The 15,116-nt window shown below is 44.8% G+C and carries 15 protein-coding genes, 1 tRNA gene and 2 pseudogenes; 12 read left to right on the top strand and 6 right to left on the bottom strand.

What is annotated here, in order from left to right; genetic code table 11:
* The 5 genes from GYX26_RS10265 to GYX26_RS10245 all read left to right on the top strand — a co-directional run.
* Nucleotides 1–2,042, top strand: a 2,042-nt coding sequence (locus GYX26_RS10265; RefSeq protein WP_174829165.1) for a VENN motif pre-toxin domain-containing protein, incomplete at its 5' end; no start/stop codon positions are given.
* Nucleotides 2,012–2,431: a hypothetical protein gene (locus GYX26_RS10260; RefSeq protein WP_174829164.1), complete on the top strand. Its 420-nt coding sequence runs from the start codon at nt 2,012–2,014 to the stop codon at nt 2,429–2,431. The genes GYX26_RS10265 and GYX26_RS10260, both read left to right, overlap by 31 nt.
* Before the next feature lie 103 nt (nt 2,432–2,534).
* Nucleotides 2,535–2,693: a hypothetical protein gene (locus GYX26_RS10255; protein WP_174829135.1), complete on the top strand. Its 159-nt coding sequence runs from the start codon at nt 2,535–2,537 to the stop codon at nt 2,691–2,693.
* Between the two features lie 2 nt (nt 2,694–2,695).
* Complete coding sequence (locus GYX26_RS10250) at nt 2,696–3,076, top strand: hypothetical protein (RefSeq protein WP_174829163.1); 381 nt, start codon at nt 2,696–2,698, stop codon at nt 3,074–3,076.
* Between the two features lie 190 nt (nt 3,077–3,266).
* Nucleotides 3,267–3,644 carry a hemagglutinin repeat-containing protein gene (locus tag GYX26_RS10245; RefSeq protein ID WP_174829172.1) on the top strand — a complete coding sequence of 126 codons (378 nt, stop codon included), beginning with the start codon at nt 3,267–3,269 and terminating at the stop codon, nt 3,642–3,644.
* Here the strand turns inward: GYX26_RS10245 and GYX26_RS11740 are convergent.
* A pseudogene (locus GYX26_RS11740) lies at nt 3,587–3,742 on the bottom strand (transposase); the annotation flags it as partial. The gene GYX26_RS10245 and the pseudogene GYX26_RS11740 sit on opposite strands and share 58 nt — an antisense overlap.
* A 251-nt stretch (nt 3,743–3,993) precedes the next feature.
* Between GYX26_RS11740 and GYX26_RS10235 the strand changes: the two are divergent.
* The 6 genes and pseudogenes from GYX26_RS10235 (at nt 3,994) to GYX26_RS10210 (ending at nt 8,802) form a co-directional block, all read left to right on the top strand.
* Entirely contained in the window at nt 3,994–4,596 is a 603-nt protein-coding gene (locus tag GYX26_RS10235) for a hypothetical protein (protein ID WP_174829161.1), read from the top strand.
* Between the two features lie 117 nt (nt 4,597–4,713).
* A pseudogene (locus tag GYX26_RS11735) lies at nt 4,714–4,899 on the top strand (colicin D domain-containing protein); the annotation flags it as partial.
* Nucleotides 4,900–5,075: 176 nt separating this feature from the next.
* A complete protein-coding gene (locus GYX26_RS10225) occupies nt 5,076–5,495 on the top strand; it encodes a hypothetical protein (RefSeq protein ID WP_174829160.1) in 420 nt (139 codons plus the stop codon).
* Nucleotides 5,496–6,430: 935 nt separating this feature from the next.
* Nucleotides 6,431–7,441 (top strand): peptidase U32 family protein, encoded by a 1,011-nt coding sequence (locus GYX26_RS10220; protein ID WP_174829159.1) that lies wholly within the window; start codon nt 6,431–6,433, stop codon nt 7,439–7,441.
* A gap of 16 nt (nt 7,442–7,457) precedes the next feature.
* A complete protein-coding gene (locus GYX26_RS10215; protein WP_174829171.1) occupies nt 7,458–8,381 on the top strand; it encodes a U32 family peptidase in 924 nt (307 codons plus the stop codon).
* A complete protein-coding gene (locus GYX26_RS10210; RefSeq protein WP_174829158.1) occupies nt 8,368–8,802 on the top strand; it encodes an SCP2 domain-containing protein in 435 nt (144 codons plus the stop codon). Before GYX26_RS10215 ends, GYX26_RS10210 begins: the two co-directional genes overlap by 14 nt.
* 82 nt (nt 8,803–8,884) lie before the next feature.
* Here the strand turns inward: GYX26_RS10210 and ubiG are convergent, their stop codons facing one another.
* The 4 genes from ubiG to GYX26_RS10190 form a co-directional block, all read right to left on the bottom strand.
* Nucleotides 8,885–9,634, bottom strand: coding sequence for a bifunctional 2-polyprenyl-6-hydroxyphenol methylase/3-demethylubiquinol 3-O-methyltransferase UbiG (gene ubiG / locus GYX26_RS10205; RefSeq protein WP_174829157.1), 750 nt, complete (start codon nt 9,632–9,634; stop codon nt 8,885–8,887).
* A gap of 5 nt (nt 9,635–9,639) precedes the next feature.
* Nucleotides 9,640–11,301 carry a glycosyltransferase family 39 protein gene (locus GYX26_RS10200; protein WP_174829156.1) on the bottom strand — a complete coding sequence of 554 codons (1,662 nt, stop codon included), beginning with the start codon at nt 11,299–11,301 and terminating at the stop codon, nt 9,640–9,642.
* Between the two features lie 112 nt (nt 11,302–11,413).
* Nucleotides 11,414–12,826 carry an amino acid permease gene (locus tag GYX26_RS10195; RefSeq protein ID WP_238791277.1) on the bottom strand — a complete coding sequence of 471 codons (1,413 nt, stop codon included), beginning with the start codon at nt 12,824–12,826 and terminating at the stop codon, nt 11,414–11,416.
* A gap of 308 nt (nt 12,827–13,134) precedes the next feature.
* A complete protein-coding gene (locus GYX26_RS10190; protein WP_174829155.1) occupies nt 13,135–14,202 on the bottom strand; it encodes a metallophosphoesterase in 1,068 nt (355 codons plus the stop codon).
* Between the two features lie 298 nt (nt 14,203–14,500).
* Here GYX26_RS10190 and GYX26_RS10185 point away from each other — a divergent pair.
* Nucleotides 14,501–14,576: transfer RNA gene (locus GYX26_RS10185), tRNA-Arg, on the top strand.
* Between the two features lie 75 nt (nt 14,577–14,651).
* Here GYX26_RS10185 and GYX26_RS10180 read toward each other — a convergent pair.
* Complete coding sequence (locus tag GYX26_RS10180; protein WP_174829154.1) at nt 14,652–15,095, bottom strand: lysozyme inhibitor LprI family protein; 444 nt, start codon at nt 15,093–15,095, stop codon at nt 14,652–14,654.
* Nucleotides 15,096–15,116: the final 21 nt, after the last annotated feature.

The raw sequence follows: 15,116 nt of genomic DNA, 5'->3' as shown, positions 1-15,116 counted from the left end.
AGGCCTCCGGCCACCTCAACGCCGTCAACCAACAATCCGGCCTCTTTGCCGGCAAAGACGGCTACCACATCAGTGCAGATAGCGTAGACCTGCAAGGTGGTGCCATCGGTTCCACCGCCGCCAAAGAGCACAACCAGCTCACTACCAACAGCCTCACCTTCAAAGATATAGAAAACCATTCCAGCTTCAAAGCCAGCAATGTCTCCCTCAGCGGCGGCTTCTCCGGCAAAGACAGCACCATCCCCGGTAACCCCAGCTACAACCCGACACTGCCGCAACACGAAAGCGGCAGCGACCATAGCACCACCCATGCCACCATCAGCCCGGGGCAGATCACCATCAACGGTAAACAGACCAGCGTAGAGGAACTGGGCATCCATAGCGACATCGACAGCGCCCACAGCAACGTCAGCCAACTGCCGGATCTGCAACAGATCATGGACAGACAACAGGCAGTAGCCGATGCCACCGCCACCATCGCCAACAGCGTGCGCACCCTTAGTGCCGATATGGCCAGAAAAGCCAACCAGGAGCGCCAACAGGCACGAGAAAAAGCCGAGCAGGAACTACAAACCAACAACCCTGAGCTGTGGCAGGATTACAATGGAAGAGGCGAAGCAGAAAAACAAAAAATCCTGCGTGACATCAGCAAAGACTACCGCACAGCAGACGAGCAGGCACAATCATGGGGTATCGGCGGCGGCAAGAGCCGTGCTCTGAATGCCGTCACCAGTGCCGTCACCGGCATCCTCGGCGGCCAGACCAACCTGCAAGCGGCTACCAACGCCCTCGCACCGTATGCTGCAGAACTTATCGGCAAACAATTCGGCCATGGCGACAACCAGAACCAAGCCGCCCAACTGGTAGCACATGCCCTACTGGGTGCCATCAGCGCCAGCATCAACGGCGGTAATGCCGCAGCAGGAGCAGTAGGCGCAAGCGCAGCGGAACTGGCAGCGCAATACCTGATTAAACAATTACCTAAAGATCAATACCCCGAAGCGATAGACCCGAGAACCGGCGAGATAGACCCGAACCGCTTACCGGAAAGCGTCAAAGCCAGCATCAGAGACCTATCGTCAGCGGTGGCCACCGTATCAGGCGGGCTAACGGGCGGTTCACTGGTTAATGCACAGATTACGGGGGTAGTTGGGCAGAATGCAGCAGAGAATAATGAATTACAACAACGTAGTGGTTTTGACCGAAATTATAACTATATAGAGGAAGATATAAAAAGAATTGATCGAATAAAATCAAGAGTATGTAATGGTGGTATGAGTTCAGAAGCCTGTACTCAGGCCGTATTGACAGATATCAAAAAAGGTAATGATCAATCTTTAAAACAGTTGATTGATGGTTTGACATTCATACCAGCAATTGGATACGTAGATTCAGGAAATATATTAATAAATGGGCAAAGTCTAAGCGGAGACGAAGTAAACCGGTTATGGGGAGTATTAGGTTTTGTATCATTTGGCTATGGTCAAAAATTAAATACGGCGGGTAAAATATTAGGTAAAATATGGCGAGCAATAAAACCGGGAGAAGACCTAGTCACGTCCACAGGACATGTAATCAAGAACGCAGAAGCGAATGCGATAAAGAGTGAATCTCGTGGAGTTGGTAAGGAAGCTGGAAAGGAGGCTGCTAATGCTGTAAAGGGGGCGAATGGAAATATTGCTAAACAAGAAACGATTGTTAAAAATAATAGTTGGGTAGCGTTAGATGACGCTTCTAAAACAGCTTTTGGTGCATCGAAAAACAGTATTGATACGTGGATACCAAAAGATAAGCATATGGTTGGAACTGCAGCGACAAGATCTGCTCAATTCAACACAAACAATGTTTCAGAGATTCGAAGTATTGTTAGAGAAGCATTGGACTCTCCAAATGCAAATTTTCTTCCAAATAATATTGATGGTTCTTTCCGTGTAGTTGTTGATTTGGGGCGTCCTATTGGTACAAAAGGGCAAACAAGTATTAGAGTAATTATTGGAAATGATGGAAAAATATGGAATGCATTCCCTGTGAATTCTCGGTAGAGATCAATTATACTGATTTAAATATTAATAATGTAACATATGGATCTCAGATTTTTTCTGAGGTTGAAGGACATCTGATAATTTATATAAATAACGAAATTATTTTATCAGAAAAAGGAATTCTATTACTTGAATTAGCAAAACAATTAAAGGATTGGATGAATAATTGTGATAAGGATTTTTTTTATGAATCTATGGATTACGAAGATGCTCCCATTTTATTATTTAGAAAAATTAATTTAAATAATTGGCAAATTAGTGGAATTTGGATGGATAAAACTTATTCAAATATCAAATTTTCTGAACTACAGTTCGCATGCAACAATTTTATTGATAAATTAATTATTGATTTAAATTTAAAAAAAATTAATATTAAAGATTTATTCTAGTACTCAAAAAATTTTTATGTGATTACAAGAATATTCCTATTTTCCAAACCTGCATCGTAAACTCTACAACTAACTTCCTTTGCTCGGTTTTAATGATATAAGTATGACTGTAACTGGGAAAGCTGTATGTGGATATTGCCGAGGAGATATAGCCGCTGTAGCTGAAAAAGCTGGAGTGAAATCATTAACTATTTATGAACAAAAAACAGGAAAAACTTTATATTGGAAAACGGGCATGAGAACTTTACGGGAGCGTGAATAATTATGAAATTCTCTCTATCATGGATAATTAATGATGATGGTGGTAATACACATTTAGTTGATCTTTCCACTATTGGATATTATCTAGAATTACTGAAAAATAATAGTGGTAGTATAACTTTAGATAGACTGGACAATGAAATTGGAGCTATTTCTTTACAGGTTTTAAGCGATAAAAATCAATACTTACTTACACTAGGTGAAGATAATGGAAGTGAATATATCGTCCGTTCTTATTTTAATAAATTAGCAAAAGGTGAAATGATTGATATCTTAGGCGATAATTGGGATGCAAGGCATTTAACACACAACTATGATATTGTAATAAATGCTTTTAAATCTTTTTATATCACAGGTGATGTTAGCCGAGATTTATTGATTTAATTTAATCTTCACTTTAAACTGTAGGTAAACTGGAATGGCTACACTAATTCATACAGCTTTATAGAATCGAGAAATATCTAAAACTTCATCCAGAAGATAAAGATAAGGTTAACCAGCTACTTGCTAAAATACCTGACTGAATAACTATCCCCGCATTAGCGGGGATAATTTTTAGAGCGGCAAAAACCATCTGGATGCCAGAACCCACAGCCAGACCACCTTACAGTCAGACAAATTCAGCCTGACCAGCAAAGGCAACACCACCCTGATGGGTGCCCAGGCCAGTGCCAACCGCATCGATGCCAACATCGGCGGCAAACTGAGCATCATCAGCCCGCAAGACCAAATAGACCAAAAAATCAGCCAGAGCGGTGCCAACCTCCACCTACAAGGCGGCTTTGGCAGCGTGTGGGAAGTCTCCGGCAGTGTTAACAGCAGCCAGGCCTCCGGCCACCTCAACGCCGTCAACCAACAATCCGGCCTCTTTGCCGGCAAAGACGGCTACCACATCTTTAAACGTTTGATATCGGACGTTTCCATACCACCGTATTTTTCCCGCCATTTATAAAAAGTCGAATTGCCGATTCCATATTTACAGCAAAGTTCTTTGACAGGAGTACCGACTTCAGCTTCTTTTAAAATAGATACGATCTGATGTTCAGTCATCTTTTTTATGTTTAAATCCTCTGTTGATTAATGAAGAGAATTTTCTACTTCGAGGCTGTACTATTTTAGGGGATAGTTACAGTATCTGCTGCGGATAGTTTAATAACACAAGGGGCTAAACCCGAAAATATTCAGTTCACACAAGCAATTAGACCAAAAGCTTTTAGGCAGGAAAATAGTATAATTTCTGAAAAAGTGATCGTTAAAACATGTGATAATTGTAAGGTTACCTGGCCACGAGGAACAAAATAATGAATCAACTAAAAACATCTTGGGAACCGGGATTTGGAACGATTTATACCTGGTTTGGAATGGATAAGAACGGAAAAATAGCTGTGATGGTTAATAATTGTTGGGGATGGCTACCTAATGCGCTTTTGTCAGTTAATGATTTTGAAAATTTATTAGATGCACTTAATGAATATAAATGGGAAGAATCAGAAAAATATACTCATTATTCCCCAAATAAAGATGGTGAAACGCTATTAGATTTATACTCATCTCTTGTTTATAAGGATATTAAGTCCAAAAAGGAAATTGATAGTTGGATTAATAATAAGCAATTTGAGCCACTAAGCGAAATTAATTTACCATCACGGAAAGGATTTTTTGTTTATCATGGCATTGAAGGAGATAATCCAGGGCAAGATTACCCTGTGGGCTACAATGGTGATACTAAAATGGGTGATTATTTCCGATACTTGATGCCAACCATCTATGCTTCAATTGAGGATTTCCCAGAAGAATTACGTCATGGAATAGCTATATCAGATACTGTTGATTTTACTGTTGATAGATTGCTTGATAGTGACAAAATTGATGAATATTTTCCAAGGGTGTATAAAAATAAATGATAAGCCCTGTATTTGCAGGGTTTTGTTTTATACTCAACTAATGCTAGAAAGGGGGCAGGTACTAATTCTGTGGCCAGTTAATTAACAGAAATCACTCAAAAATAGCTAGATAAAAAATTTAAACATGCTGTTGACTTTGGGATAACAACAAAGAAAAATCCAGAAACGCTAAATCAATATGGAGTAGCAATCAAAAATCATATGGGAGATACAGCAACTAAGCTTCATGGCATTTATGGTTTTGTAAAAGACTCAAAGGTATTTTTTAACACAAAAAATGCAGTTGTTATTAATAAATTATGAGTTAAATGGTGAATAACTTATTAAACAAGTTGATCAAGAGCTTAAAAAGCTAGGATGATTAAAGAGTGAGAACCTCTACTAAACTAGTACATGAAAGTAATAACATTACTGCGGGTCGGGTTATCCGGTTAGTGGGAAACCGACGCTAGGGTTTTATAAAGTAAAGATATAAAAATATGAATAAAAAATTTGATGATTGTGTATCTGATTTCATTCAAGCAAGAGAACCTAGTGATTATTGGTATGATTGTGCTATTTTAGAAGCAATTGAAATTCTTAAACGATTTAACGATAATGATTGGCTTTTTTTGTTAAAACAGCTAAAAGATAAACCTATTTTTTGGCAAAAAAGACTTATAGAATGTTTGGGAGGTTTACATAGCCCATATGAATTAGAAGTGATTTTAGAAATTATTAACACAACTGATGAGGATTTATTTATTAGTTGTGTTGATTCGCTAAGATTCCTAGATTTATCTACTTTGGATAATGAAAAAAAAGAACAATTATTATCAAAAAGCGAAAGAGCATTAGAAAGAGCTAGTTCACCAGTAAAGCGTATTTTAGAAGAAATTATTAAGAAGCTAATTAAATAATAGCTATTCTAAAATATAAACACTTATTGAATTTAATTTTTTTAAAATTCCTCACTTTAAATAGTGGGGATTTTTTGTTAATTTAAAAAGACGATATAGTTATAGTAAATAATAATTCAATCAAGGTGGTGCCATCGGTTCCACCGCCGCCAAAGAGCACAACCAGCTCACTACCAATAGCCTCACCTTCAAAGACATAGAGAACCATTCCAGCTTCAAAGCCAGCAACGTCTCCCTCAGCGGTGGTTTCTCCGGCAAAGACAGCACCATCCCCGGCAACCCCAGCTACAATCCGGCACTATCGCAATACTTGGAATAGCAACTCATTTTCTAACAATAAAATTAAGGAGTGATTGTTTGTAATCTATTTCCTCTTGCCGAAGGGTGTACAGTTTACTTAATTGCAAATGTAGTATGGGCAGATAAATAGAACTTACCAGTTTATGCTAATAGATTGGGTGATTTCCTGTTTTATGCCAGATTTTCTTGCTGCAATAAGTTTCTTTTGAAGAAATATATCAAAAATTTATCCCATTTAATTAGTATATTCAGGATGATTCTGCATTTGCTGATATTAGCCAAAATACTGTTTGAGATCCGGATTAGGAATCGTCATCTGGCCGATGTTGTTCGAGCTTTTCTGTTAACAGTTGATGATATAAGAAGTTAGTTGGCGAGATGATGAGGCCGGATGGTCTAGCAGGATTATTAGATTTTTTTAATTTGGTATTTGATTCTGTATTTTTTCTAAAATTAATATAAAAAACCGGTTTTATTCGATTTTGGCTTGTTTTTTGTCAATAAATTCTGTTTTGTTAAATGTTTTAATCTCGCGCTTGTGCAGGGTTGTAATGCCTGTGTGATGCTGGCGGGATATTTGCTGTTGTTTGCTGGCTGTTGATTGGTGTTTTTGTGTATGGGGTTGGTGGGAACGAATGAATAGGAAGATTCCCGAGCTGGTGTGTCCGGCAGGTAATTTGCCGGCGTTGAAGATGGCGGTAGAGCATGGTGCGGATACGGTTTATATGGGACTGAAGGATGCGACTAATGCGCGTAATTTTGCTGGCCTGAATTTTGACCGAAAGTTGGCCGCCGAGGGAATTGTGTATGCGCATCAGAGAGGGCGTAAGGTATTGATGGCCATTAATACTTATGCGCAGGCTGGTGAGGTAAAGAAATGGCAGCAGGCGGTGGATACGGCGGCTGAGCTGGGGGTGGATGCGGTGATTCTGGCGGATATGGGTTTGCTGGCCTATGCACGTAAGACGCATCCACAGTTGGCCTTACATATGTCGGTGCAGGGTTCGGCTACGAATTATGAGGCGATTAATCTGGCACAGGAGCTGTTTGGGATCCGGAGGGTGGTATTACCTCGGGTGCTGACTTTGCCACAGGTAGAGCAGGTGATTAAGCATACTACGGTAGAAATTGAGGTATTTGGCTTTGGCAGTTTGTGTGTGATGGTGGAAGGGCGCTGTTTGCTGTCAAGTTATGTAACGGGAGAATCGCCGAATACGTTTGGTGTGTGTTCGCCAGCGAAGTATGTGTGCTGGGAACAACATGCTGCGGGGATGGATGCGCGTCTGAATAATATTCTGATTGACCGCTACGGCGTGGATGAACCGGCAGGCTATCCTACTTTGTGTAAGGGGCGTTTTCAGGTGAATGAGGAAACGTATTATGCATTGGAAGAGCCTACTAGTCTGAATGTGCTGGAGATTTTGCCGCAGTTGCTGGGGATGGGAGTAGCAGCGATTAAGGTAGAAGGCCGGCAGCGTAGTCCGGCTTATACGGCGCAGGTGACGAAGGTGTTGCGACAGGCGCTTGATCTGGCGGTGCAATGCCCTGAGCAGTTTGCGGTAAATCCGTTATGGCAGCAGGCGCTGGCAAAGGTGTCGGAAGGGCAGCAGGTAACGCTGGGTGCGTATAACCGGCCGTGGAAATAATAAAGGAATGTGAATGATGCAACAGGATAAGCTGGCTTTGTCTCTGGGGCCGATTCTGTTTTTCTGGCAGAAGCAGCAGATTGTGGATTTTTACCAGCAGATAGCTGGAGAGCCGCTGGCGACGATTTATATGGGTGAAACGGTATGTTCGCGCCGGCAGGAGCTGAAAGTGGCCGACTGGATTGATTTGGCGCGGGATGTGGCGGCCAGTGGCTGTGAGGTGGTGTTGTCTTCGCAGGTGCTGCTGGAAAGTGAATCTGATTTGAAGCGTTTGCGTAAGCTGGTAGAACAGGAGGATTTCCGGGTAGAGGCTAATGACCTGGCTGCGGTACGACTGCTGCATGCGAAAGGTATTCCTTTTGTAGCCGGACAGGCGCTGAATGTTTATAACGAGCAGACGCTGGCTTTGATGCAGTCGCTGGGGGCTTGCCGCTGGGTGGCTTCAATTGAGCTGGCGGCTGACAGGCTGGCACAGATGATTGCGGCAGTACCGGATATGGCTTGTGAGGTATTTGGCTGGGGCAAGTTGCCGCTGGCGTATTCTTCACGCTGTTTTACAGCACGGCACTACAATCTGAAAAAGGATAGCTGTGAATTCAAGTGTCTGGAACATGCAGATGGTTTGCCGCTCTATACGCGTGAGGAGCAGGCTTTTCTGACGATTAACGGTATTCAGACGATGTCTGCCGGCTGCCATTCGCTGCTGGCACGCTACCAGCAGTTGTTGGCTATGGGGGTGAAGTATTTCAGGATTTCCCCACAAGGGCAATATATGGCGGAAGTTATCTGGCTGCATCAGCAGATGCTGGCTGGAACAATGGCGGAAAAAACTGCTTTGTCTGAACTGAGTAGGTATGCAGGTGGTACGCTAGTGGATGGCTACTGGCAGGGTAGGGCTGGAATTAATCAATGTGAAGAGGTGATGCATGCAGGTGCCTGATAAGGTGATGCCGGTATTTTTGAAAAAGGTGGTTGGGCTGTTGCCAATGAAGCCGCCGGCATGGTTGCTGGTTAATACGCTGAATCAGTTGCTGAAAAAGCAGATTTTGCTGGCGGATATGTCTTTGCTGGCCGGACGCTGTTTTCGGATTGTGGTGGCAGATTTGGGTTTGAATTTGTGTTTCAGTGCCACTGAGGAGCGTTTTGTGGTGGCTGATGCTGCTGCGGTGGATTTGTGCCTGAGCGCAAATACGGCTGATTTTGTGAAGATGCTGCTGCGGCAGGAAGACCCGGATACGCTGTTTTTTAATCGCAGGCTGAAAATTGAGGGCGATACGGAGCTGGGGCTGGTGGTGAAAAATTTGCTCGACAGTATCGACTGGTCGACTATTCCGGTGATGAAATCGCTGGTGGGGCAGTAAGGTTTATTTGTTGCGGTAAATTAAGGTGATGTTGTTGCCGGTATCTGGCTGATACCGGCTTTTTTGTGCTGCTTTCTGACTGTTAGTTCAGGGGACGACGGCAGGCTATCATGTAGTTGACGTCCAGTCTGTCGGTGAGGTGGTAGCGTCTCGTTAGCGGGTTGTAGGTGAAGCCGCTACTGCCCAGCCATTCGAGGCCGGCCTGTCGGCACAGGCGTGCCAGTTCGGCCGGGGTGATGAATTTGCGATGATCATGGGTACCTTGTGGCATCAGTTTCAGGATGTATTCGGCAGCTATGATGGCTTGCAGGTAGGATTTGGTGTTGCGGTTGATGGTGGAAAAGCAGACTACGCCACCGGGCTGTACTAGCTGGGCACAGGCACGCACTACGCTGCCAGGATCGGGCACGTGTTCCAGCATTTCCATGCAGGTAACGGCGCCAAAGCTGGCCGGTAATTCTGCGGCTAAATCTTCCACGCTCACCATGCGGTAGCTAATGTTGCCAATCTGTTCCTGCATAGCATGCAACTGGGCAATTTTCAGAGATTTTTTGGCTAAATCGATACCGGTAACGCTGCTGGCTCCGGCTTTGGCCATGGCCTCGCTCAGAATGCCGCCTCCGCAGCCTACATCAAGTATTTTTTTGCCGGCTAGCTGGGCATAGTTGTCGATAAATTCAAGCCGCAATGGGTTGATGTCGTGCAATGGTTTGAATTCGCTGTTTTTATCCCACCATTTATGTGCCAGTTGGCTGAATTTGTCGATTTCGCTGGCGTCGACATTGGTGGATGTGGCCGGAAGATGTTCTTGTTCCTGTGCTTGGGTATTCATGGTTGCTATTCCTTTGTTGCAGTGGTTTTTACCCACAAGGCGATGATTTTGTTTTTTTCGCGCGGGCGCGCACCTGCCCAGATTTCGTGCCATTGAGCCGGTGGTGTGGCTTTGAGGTCGCGGGTAATCAGGCGATAGTCACAATCTGGATTATCTGCTTGTAGTGGAATCCAGCCGTATTGCTGCCAGGCGATGCGGGTACTGAAATTGTCGTGATTGATGCTGATGCAGGCACGTCTGTCGCTAAAGGCCTGTAGTTGATCTTCACTCAGGCTGTTTTGCATTTGCTGTACTACCGGGCGGGCTGATTTGGCTGCATCCAGCCATGGTAAGAACAGGGTAAGCAGCAGTGACCACACTAGTAAAACACCAGCTGCCCAGTTGGTGACAGCTTGCCGGCCACGAATATGCTGGCGGGTAATTGCCCACAGCCACAGTGGTGTAAGTATGCAGGCTACGATTACTGGAAAGTAGTTCACGTCGTAGCGATAGTACGGGCTGAAATATACTGCCCGTTCTGCCAGTTTGGCTGGCCAGCCATAATTCATGGCGATAAAGCCCAGCCACAGAAATACAGCCAGAAAGCCAAAGGCCATGATGCCGAACCAGTTAAGGAATGCGATGGCGCCGCGCCGCAGGGCATCAAGTTGTGCTGCGCCCAATACGGCCAGTGGTGGCAGGATAAATACAAGTAAATCCTGATATTGCTGCGGCAGGAGGGCAAATGCTGGCAGGCTCAGGCCTAGCCATACGATAGCCAGAATGCCCCAGCACTGGTTTTTCAGCTTGCCGCGTGACGCAGTCCAGATGGCCAGCGGCCACGCCGGAAAGGCAAACCAGAGCAGGTTTTTCAGATAATAGCCGAGGGAGAAATGTATCTCAAAATGGCGAAACCCGCCGAAAGGTGCTAATGCATGATATTGCCACCACAGATTAAATATATTGGCGGCAGTTTGATATAAGGCCAGTGGCCAGATCAGCATTAATGGTAATGCACATAATAGGGAAATCAGCAGTACCAGAAGATAACGCCGGTGCCGCCACTGTGGATACAGAAGCAGGCTGAATGCTACCAATATCAGCAATAATGGCCAGAGTAGGCTGCCGGTTAGCGACAGCACTGTCCAACCACCGCCCAGCATCATACTGGCCATCATGATGCGCTGGTTAGCCAGAGAGAAGCCATACCAGCACATGGCTGCGCCAAGGCAAAGAATAATACTGTCGTTGATAAAGTGTGCCGGTATCAGGATACCGGTACAGCCCAGTAAAATCAGTACTGCAATACGACCATAGCCGCGCCCGAGAAGCTGGCGGGCGGAGCCGCCGATGCAGGCAAACGTACATACTATCAGGATGACATTGGTGAGGCGGGTGGCTTCATAAGCATCCATCTGTTTCGGGCTGAACAGGTGCTGGCACAAGGCGGCCAGCCATATATAGAGAGGTGATGCTTCCCAATTTATTTCGCCAAAAATGGTGGGAATTGCCCAGTGTGCTGTCTGCCACTGATTGACTGTGGTAAACAGATAAGGTTCACCCGGTGTCCATAAATCATGATGCAGTACGCCTGGCCACAACCATACAAATACCAGTAACAACAGTAGCCATGAACGTTTTTTGTTCATGCCTTGCGGGCTGGGTTTGTTGGGGGTATAGGTGAGCATAGGATCTGACTGCAATAAGTAAAGCTGTAAACGGGCTTTATGTTAGCGGAAAATGCAGCAGGCAGCCAGATGTGGCTGCCTGTAGTAACTGTGATTAATACAAGTATTGGCTTTAATCAATATATTTGCTGAGATTTACCTGTTCCAGCGGCACTTTACGGGTACGGTAGCGCAGTTTGTGATACAGGTAGAATGCGGCAAATACTGGCAGCCCCATGTAGGTAATGGCAAAGCGCTGCCATTTGAAATCACCATGTAGCAATAATTGGCTGTCTTGTCCGATAATCACCAGAATACAGAGTAATAGCGCCAGAATCGGCCCAAACGGAAACCATTTAGCGCGATAAACAAGTGAGTTGATGTCGTTACCCTGCCGCACAAAGGCACGGCGGAAGCGGTAGTGGCTGATGGCAATACCCAGCCAGGCAATAAAGCCGGTAAGGCCGGAAGCAGCCACAATGTATTCGTAAGCTCCTTCATCGACACTTTCCAGTAGGAAAATAGCCAGTACTACGATCGCGGTTGCCAGCAACGCCGGCACGGGTACGCCACGGCGGTTTACTTCGGAGAAAGTGCGGTGTGCCATGCCACCTTTACCCATGGCATATAGCATGCGTGTGGAAGCATACAGGCCTGAGTTACCGGCAGACAGAATAGATGTAAGAATAACTGTGTTCATCACGGCAGCGGCAAAGGCCAGACCGGCGCGTTCAAATACTAGGGTAAAGGGGGATTTGGCGATCTGATCCACGTCTGCACCGAGCAGGGCATCGCTGTTATAAGGAATCAGTAGACCAATCACCAGCATGGCCAGAATATAGAAAATCAGAATACGCCAGAATACTTGCTTGATTGCTTTGGGAATGCTTTCCTGCGGATTTTCTGATTCGCCAGCAGTAATGCCAATAAGCTCCGTACCCTGAAAGGAGAAGCCGGCAATCAGGAACACGCCAAGCACAGTAAAAAATCCGCCCGACCAGCCATGTCCGAGTATTGGTGCATCGCCAATGGTGAAATTGCTCAAACCCACATACTGGCCGCCCAGAATACCGAAAATGGTCAGTACGCCTACGCCCAGAAAAACGATAACTGTGACTACTTTAATCAAGGCAAACCAGTATTCGGATTCACCATAGGCACGCACGGATAAGATATTGAGCAGAAAAACCAGTGTAAAAAACAGCAGGCTCCAGCACCATGCCGGCATAAAACGCAATGGTTCCCAATAGGTAATCACTAGTGAGGCTATGGAAATATCGGCGGCAACAGTAATCACCCAGTTAAACCAGTAATTCCAGCCCAGTGCAAATCCCAGTGACGGGTCGACAAAGCGAGCCGCATAGGTGGAGAATGAACCGGAAGTTGGTAGGTAGGTGGCCATTTCACCGAGTGAGGTCATGAGGAAATACACCATAATCCCAATAGCCATATAGGCCAGTAAGGCACCGCCCGGCCCGGCATCGTGAATGGCACTGCCACTCGCCATAAACAATCCTGTACCAATACTGCCACCAATGGCAATCATTGATAGATGGCGGGTTTTCAGATGGCGTTTAACTTGGTTGGAAGAGGAGTTGGCGTCTGTCATTCTGATATTGAGTAAATATAAGCTTTAGTATGCCTGAATATTTAGCTGTATCTGCTAAGTATTCATTGCCCGAGCAGCTTGAATAAGGCTCAAAAGCGCCCTGCATGCTATCCTGTGACACACTAAAGTGGATTGCAGATTAAAGTATAAACAGCATTTGCTGGGACTTTTACCCTTTTTGCATATGCTGTTTTGTTGTAAAAGTGTTCATTATAGCAAATTGTATTGTTTACTGGCATGATTATTCAGTAAGAACGCTTACCCGAGTAATATTTACCGTTATTTAGCATAATCAGATTTTCCGGCCAGCGCAGTGCGGCCAGATGCATCTGGCTGTCTGCTGGTAAAATTGCTTTTTTGCGTTCACGCCAGCGTGCGCCAATGGAAAAGTCGACGCAGAATACTTGTTGCCGCTCGCCCAGCCAGTTTGTTGGTGGTTCCTGAAACAGTTCTTTGCGGTGTTCGGCTACACCTGTACCGTACCAGCTGCGCCAATAGTGTCCGATAATGACTGCCACTGGATCGCTATAGTGTTGCCACCATGGTTTTCTCACCGTAAAGCGCCAGCGGCCATTGATATAGAATGGTTGCTGTGTGATGGCCTGAATGCCACTGGTGAGTGCGCGTAGCGGGTTGTGACAACTGCGCAGTAAATCGTAATGTGCTACACCCGGCTGAAATGTCATGGGGTAATGTTCATTTTCCAGTTCTGCATTCAGTTGCTGTTTTTCCTGCATATAGTGTTCGTACCATTCGGTATGGCGGAAATCATCGAAAAAGCGGTCTTCCCAGTAGTGATACTGTTTAACCAGTGAGGTTTCGCTACACTGGAAAAGTTTATTGATACTGTCTGGCAACCATGCGGCATGGACAATACGCAAATCATGCCGTTGCAGAATTAATGGCCATTGTGACAAGGTATCCTGCAATTGCTTGCGCTTTGCGCTGCTGTAATGCTGCCACGGTGCGAAGCGTGCTTCATCCTGTGGCCTGTTATCAAAATACCAGCCGGAACCATCTTTAGGGTCGTCAATGAGTAAATTCAGTTCGTGATTGCCGATAATGGTAAAAGCGTTTTCTGCGGCTACTGCCTTAATTACCCAGTCTAGCACGGCCGGACTATCCGGACCACGGTCACATAAATCACCGACAAATACCAGTTTACGACCGTGTTTATGCCGGCCAGATTCATCGTAGCCGAGAAAATGTAACAATTGCTGTAAAGCTTCCCATTCGCCATGTACATCGCCAATCACATCCAAAGCAGTATTGGCGGGCAGGGGGTGAATAAATGAGCATTTGTCAGAATACATAATATTGGTGACCTGCTTAATAGACCTGACAGCTGTCTGTGAATATATTTATTTGTTATTAAATAATATTTAATTAACTAAATCTGCTAAACATAGCACAAAAATTTTACGTATGCCAATTTTGCCGCTATAAATCCCTATTTTTGTATGATTATTACCAGTATGAATAAAAGTATTTAATTTCAGTAGTTTGTTTTTTATGGTGATTGCCGGGCTCAGTTTTGGTGCGCTATGAGTGCGGATAGCTTTTGCCAAGTTGGCCAATTTGGGCTAAAATCTGCCATTCTCTATTCGTATTGCACCTATAGCTCAGTTGGAAGAGTGTCGGTTTCCGAAGCCGGAGGTCACAGGTTCGATCCCTGTTGGGTGCACCAGATATATATTTAAGGGTTTCAGCTTGGCTGAAACCCTTATTTTTTGCAAAAAATATCATGTAATTGCTCTAATCGCTACTTCAAATGCAAATCAGAAATTGCATCGTGTAGTTGATTGGCTCGTCTGTTATTCAGCTCGGCTACACAAGCTAAACGTTGTATTTCAAGTGAATTGCCTGCTGCTCCTGCGCCCAGAGAAGAGGCAAATTTGCACTGGGTATCACGATATCTGGCGAAATCCTGATTTGCAGCTATTAAATTTGCTTTGGCTAAGCTAATGTACTTGGGTTTTTCATCCCATTTGGAAAGTGTGTTAAGCGCTTTTTTCTCAGCCATTTGTAAAGCTTTCTGACTCTTTACGGCTTCCTTCTTCAGACATTCCCGCATTCCTGCCTGCGAAAAGGCGCTGCATTCCTCGCGCAAAGCCCGTTCGTCATGAATAGTTGTAGTGGAGGCAGCAAAGCTTGTGACTGGCAATAAGGCTACCAGACATGATCCGATAAATTTTATGCAATTCATTTCTTAGCCGTTTCTTCTTAA

Source organism: Snodgrassella sp. ESL0253 (genome assembly GCF_013344965.1).
Taxonomy (GTDB): Bacteria; Pseudomonadota; Gammaproteobacteria; order Burkholderiales; family Neisseriaceae; genus Snodgrassella; species Snodgrassella alvi_B.
Note: the sequence above shows the minus strand (reverse complement) of the source record. Positions and strands in the feature narration are given on the sequence as shown.

Coding starts and splice junctions, on each gene's coding strand:
- GYX26_RS10225 (WP_174829160.1), top strand. CDS start 5,076: ATGAATAAAAAATTTGATGATTGTGTATCTGATTTCATTCAAGCAAGA.
- ubiG (WP_174829157.1), bottom strand. CDS start 9,634: ATGAATACCCAAGCACAGGAACAAGAACATCTTCCGGCCACATCCACC.
- GYX26_RS10255 (WP_174829135.1), top strand. CDS start 2,535: ATGACTGTAACTGGGAAAGCTGTATGTGGATATTGCCGAGGAGATATA.
- GYX26_RS10235 (WP_174829161.1), top strand. CDS start 3,994: ATGAATCAACTAAAAACATCTTGGGAACCGGGATTTGGAACGATTTAT.
- GYX26_RS10180 (WP_174829154.1), bottom strand. CDS start 15,095: ATGAATTGCATAAAATTTATCGGATCATGTCTGGTAGCCTTATTGCCA.
- GYX26_RS10215 (WP_174829171.1), top strand. CDS start 7,458: ATGCAACAGGATAAGCTGGCTTTGTCTCTGGGGCCGATTCTGTTTTTC.
- GYX26_RS10200 (WP_174829156.1), bottom strand. CDS start 11,301: ATGCTCACCTATACCCCCAACAAACCCAGCCCGCAAGGCATGAACAAA.
- GYX26_RS10260 (WP_174829164.1), top strand. CDS start 2,012: ATGGAATGCATTCCCTGTGAATTCTCGGTAGAGATCAATTATACTGAT.
- GYX26_RS10210 (WP_174829158.1), top strand. CDS start 8,368: ATGCAGGTGCCTGATAAGGTGATGCCGGTATTTTTGAAAAAGGTGGTT.
- GYX26_RS10250 (WP_174829163.1), top strand. CDS start 2,696: ATGAAATTCTCTCTATCATGGATAATTAATGATGATGGTGGTAATACA.
- GYX26_RS10190 (WP_174829155.1), bottom strand. CDS start 14,202: ATGTATTCTGACAAATGCTCATTTATTCACCCCCTGCCCGCCAATACT.
- GYX26_RS10220 (WP_174829159.1), top strand. CDS start 6,431: ATGAATAGGAAGATTCCCGAGCTGGTGTGTCCGGCAGGTAATTTGCCG.
- GYX26_RS10195 (WP_238791277.1), bottom strand. CDS start 12,826: ATGATTGCCATTGGTGGCAGTATTGGTACAGGATTGTTTATGGCGAGT.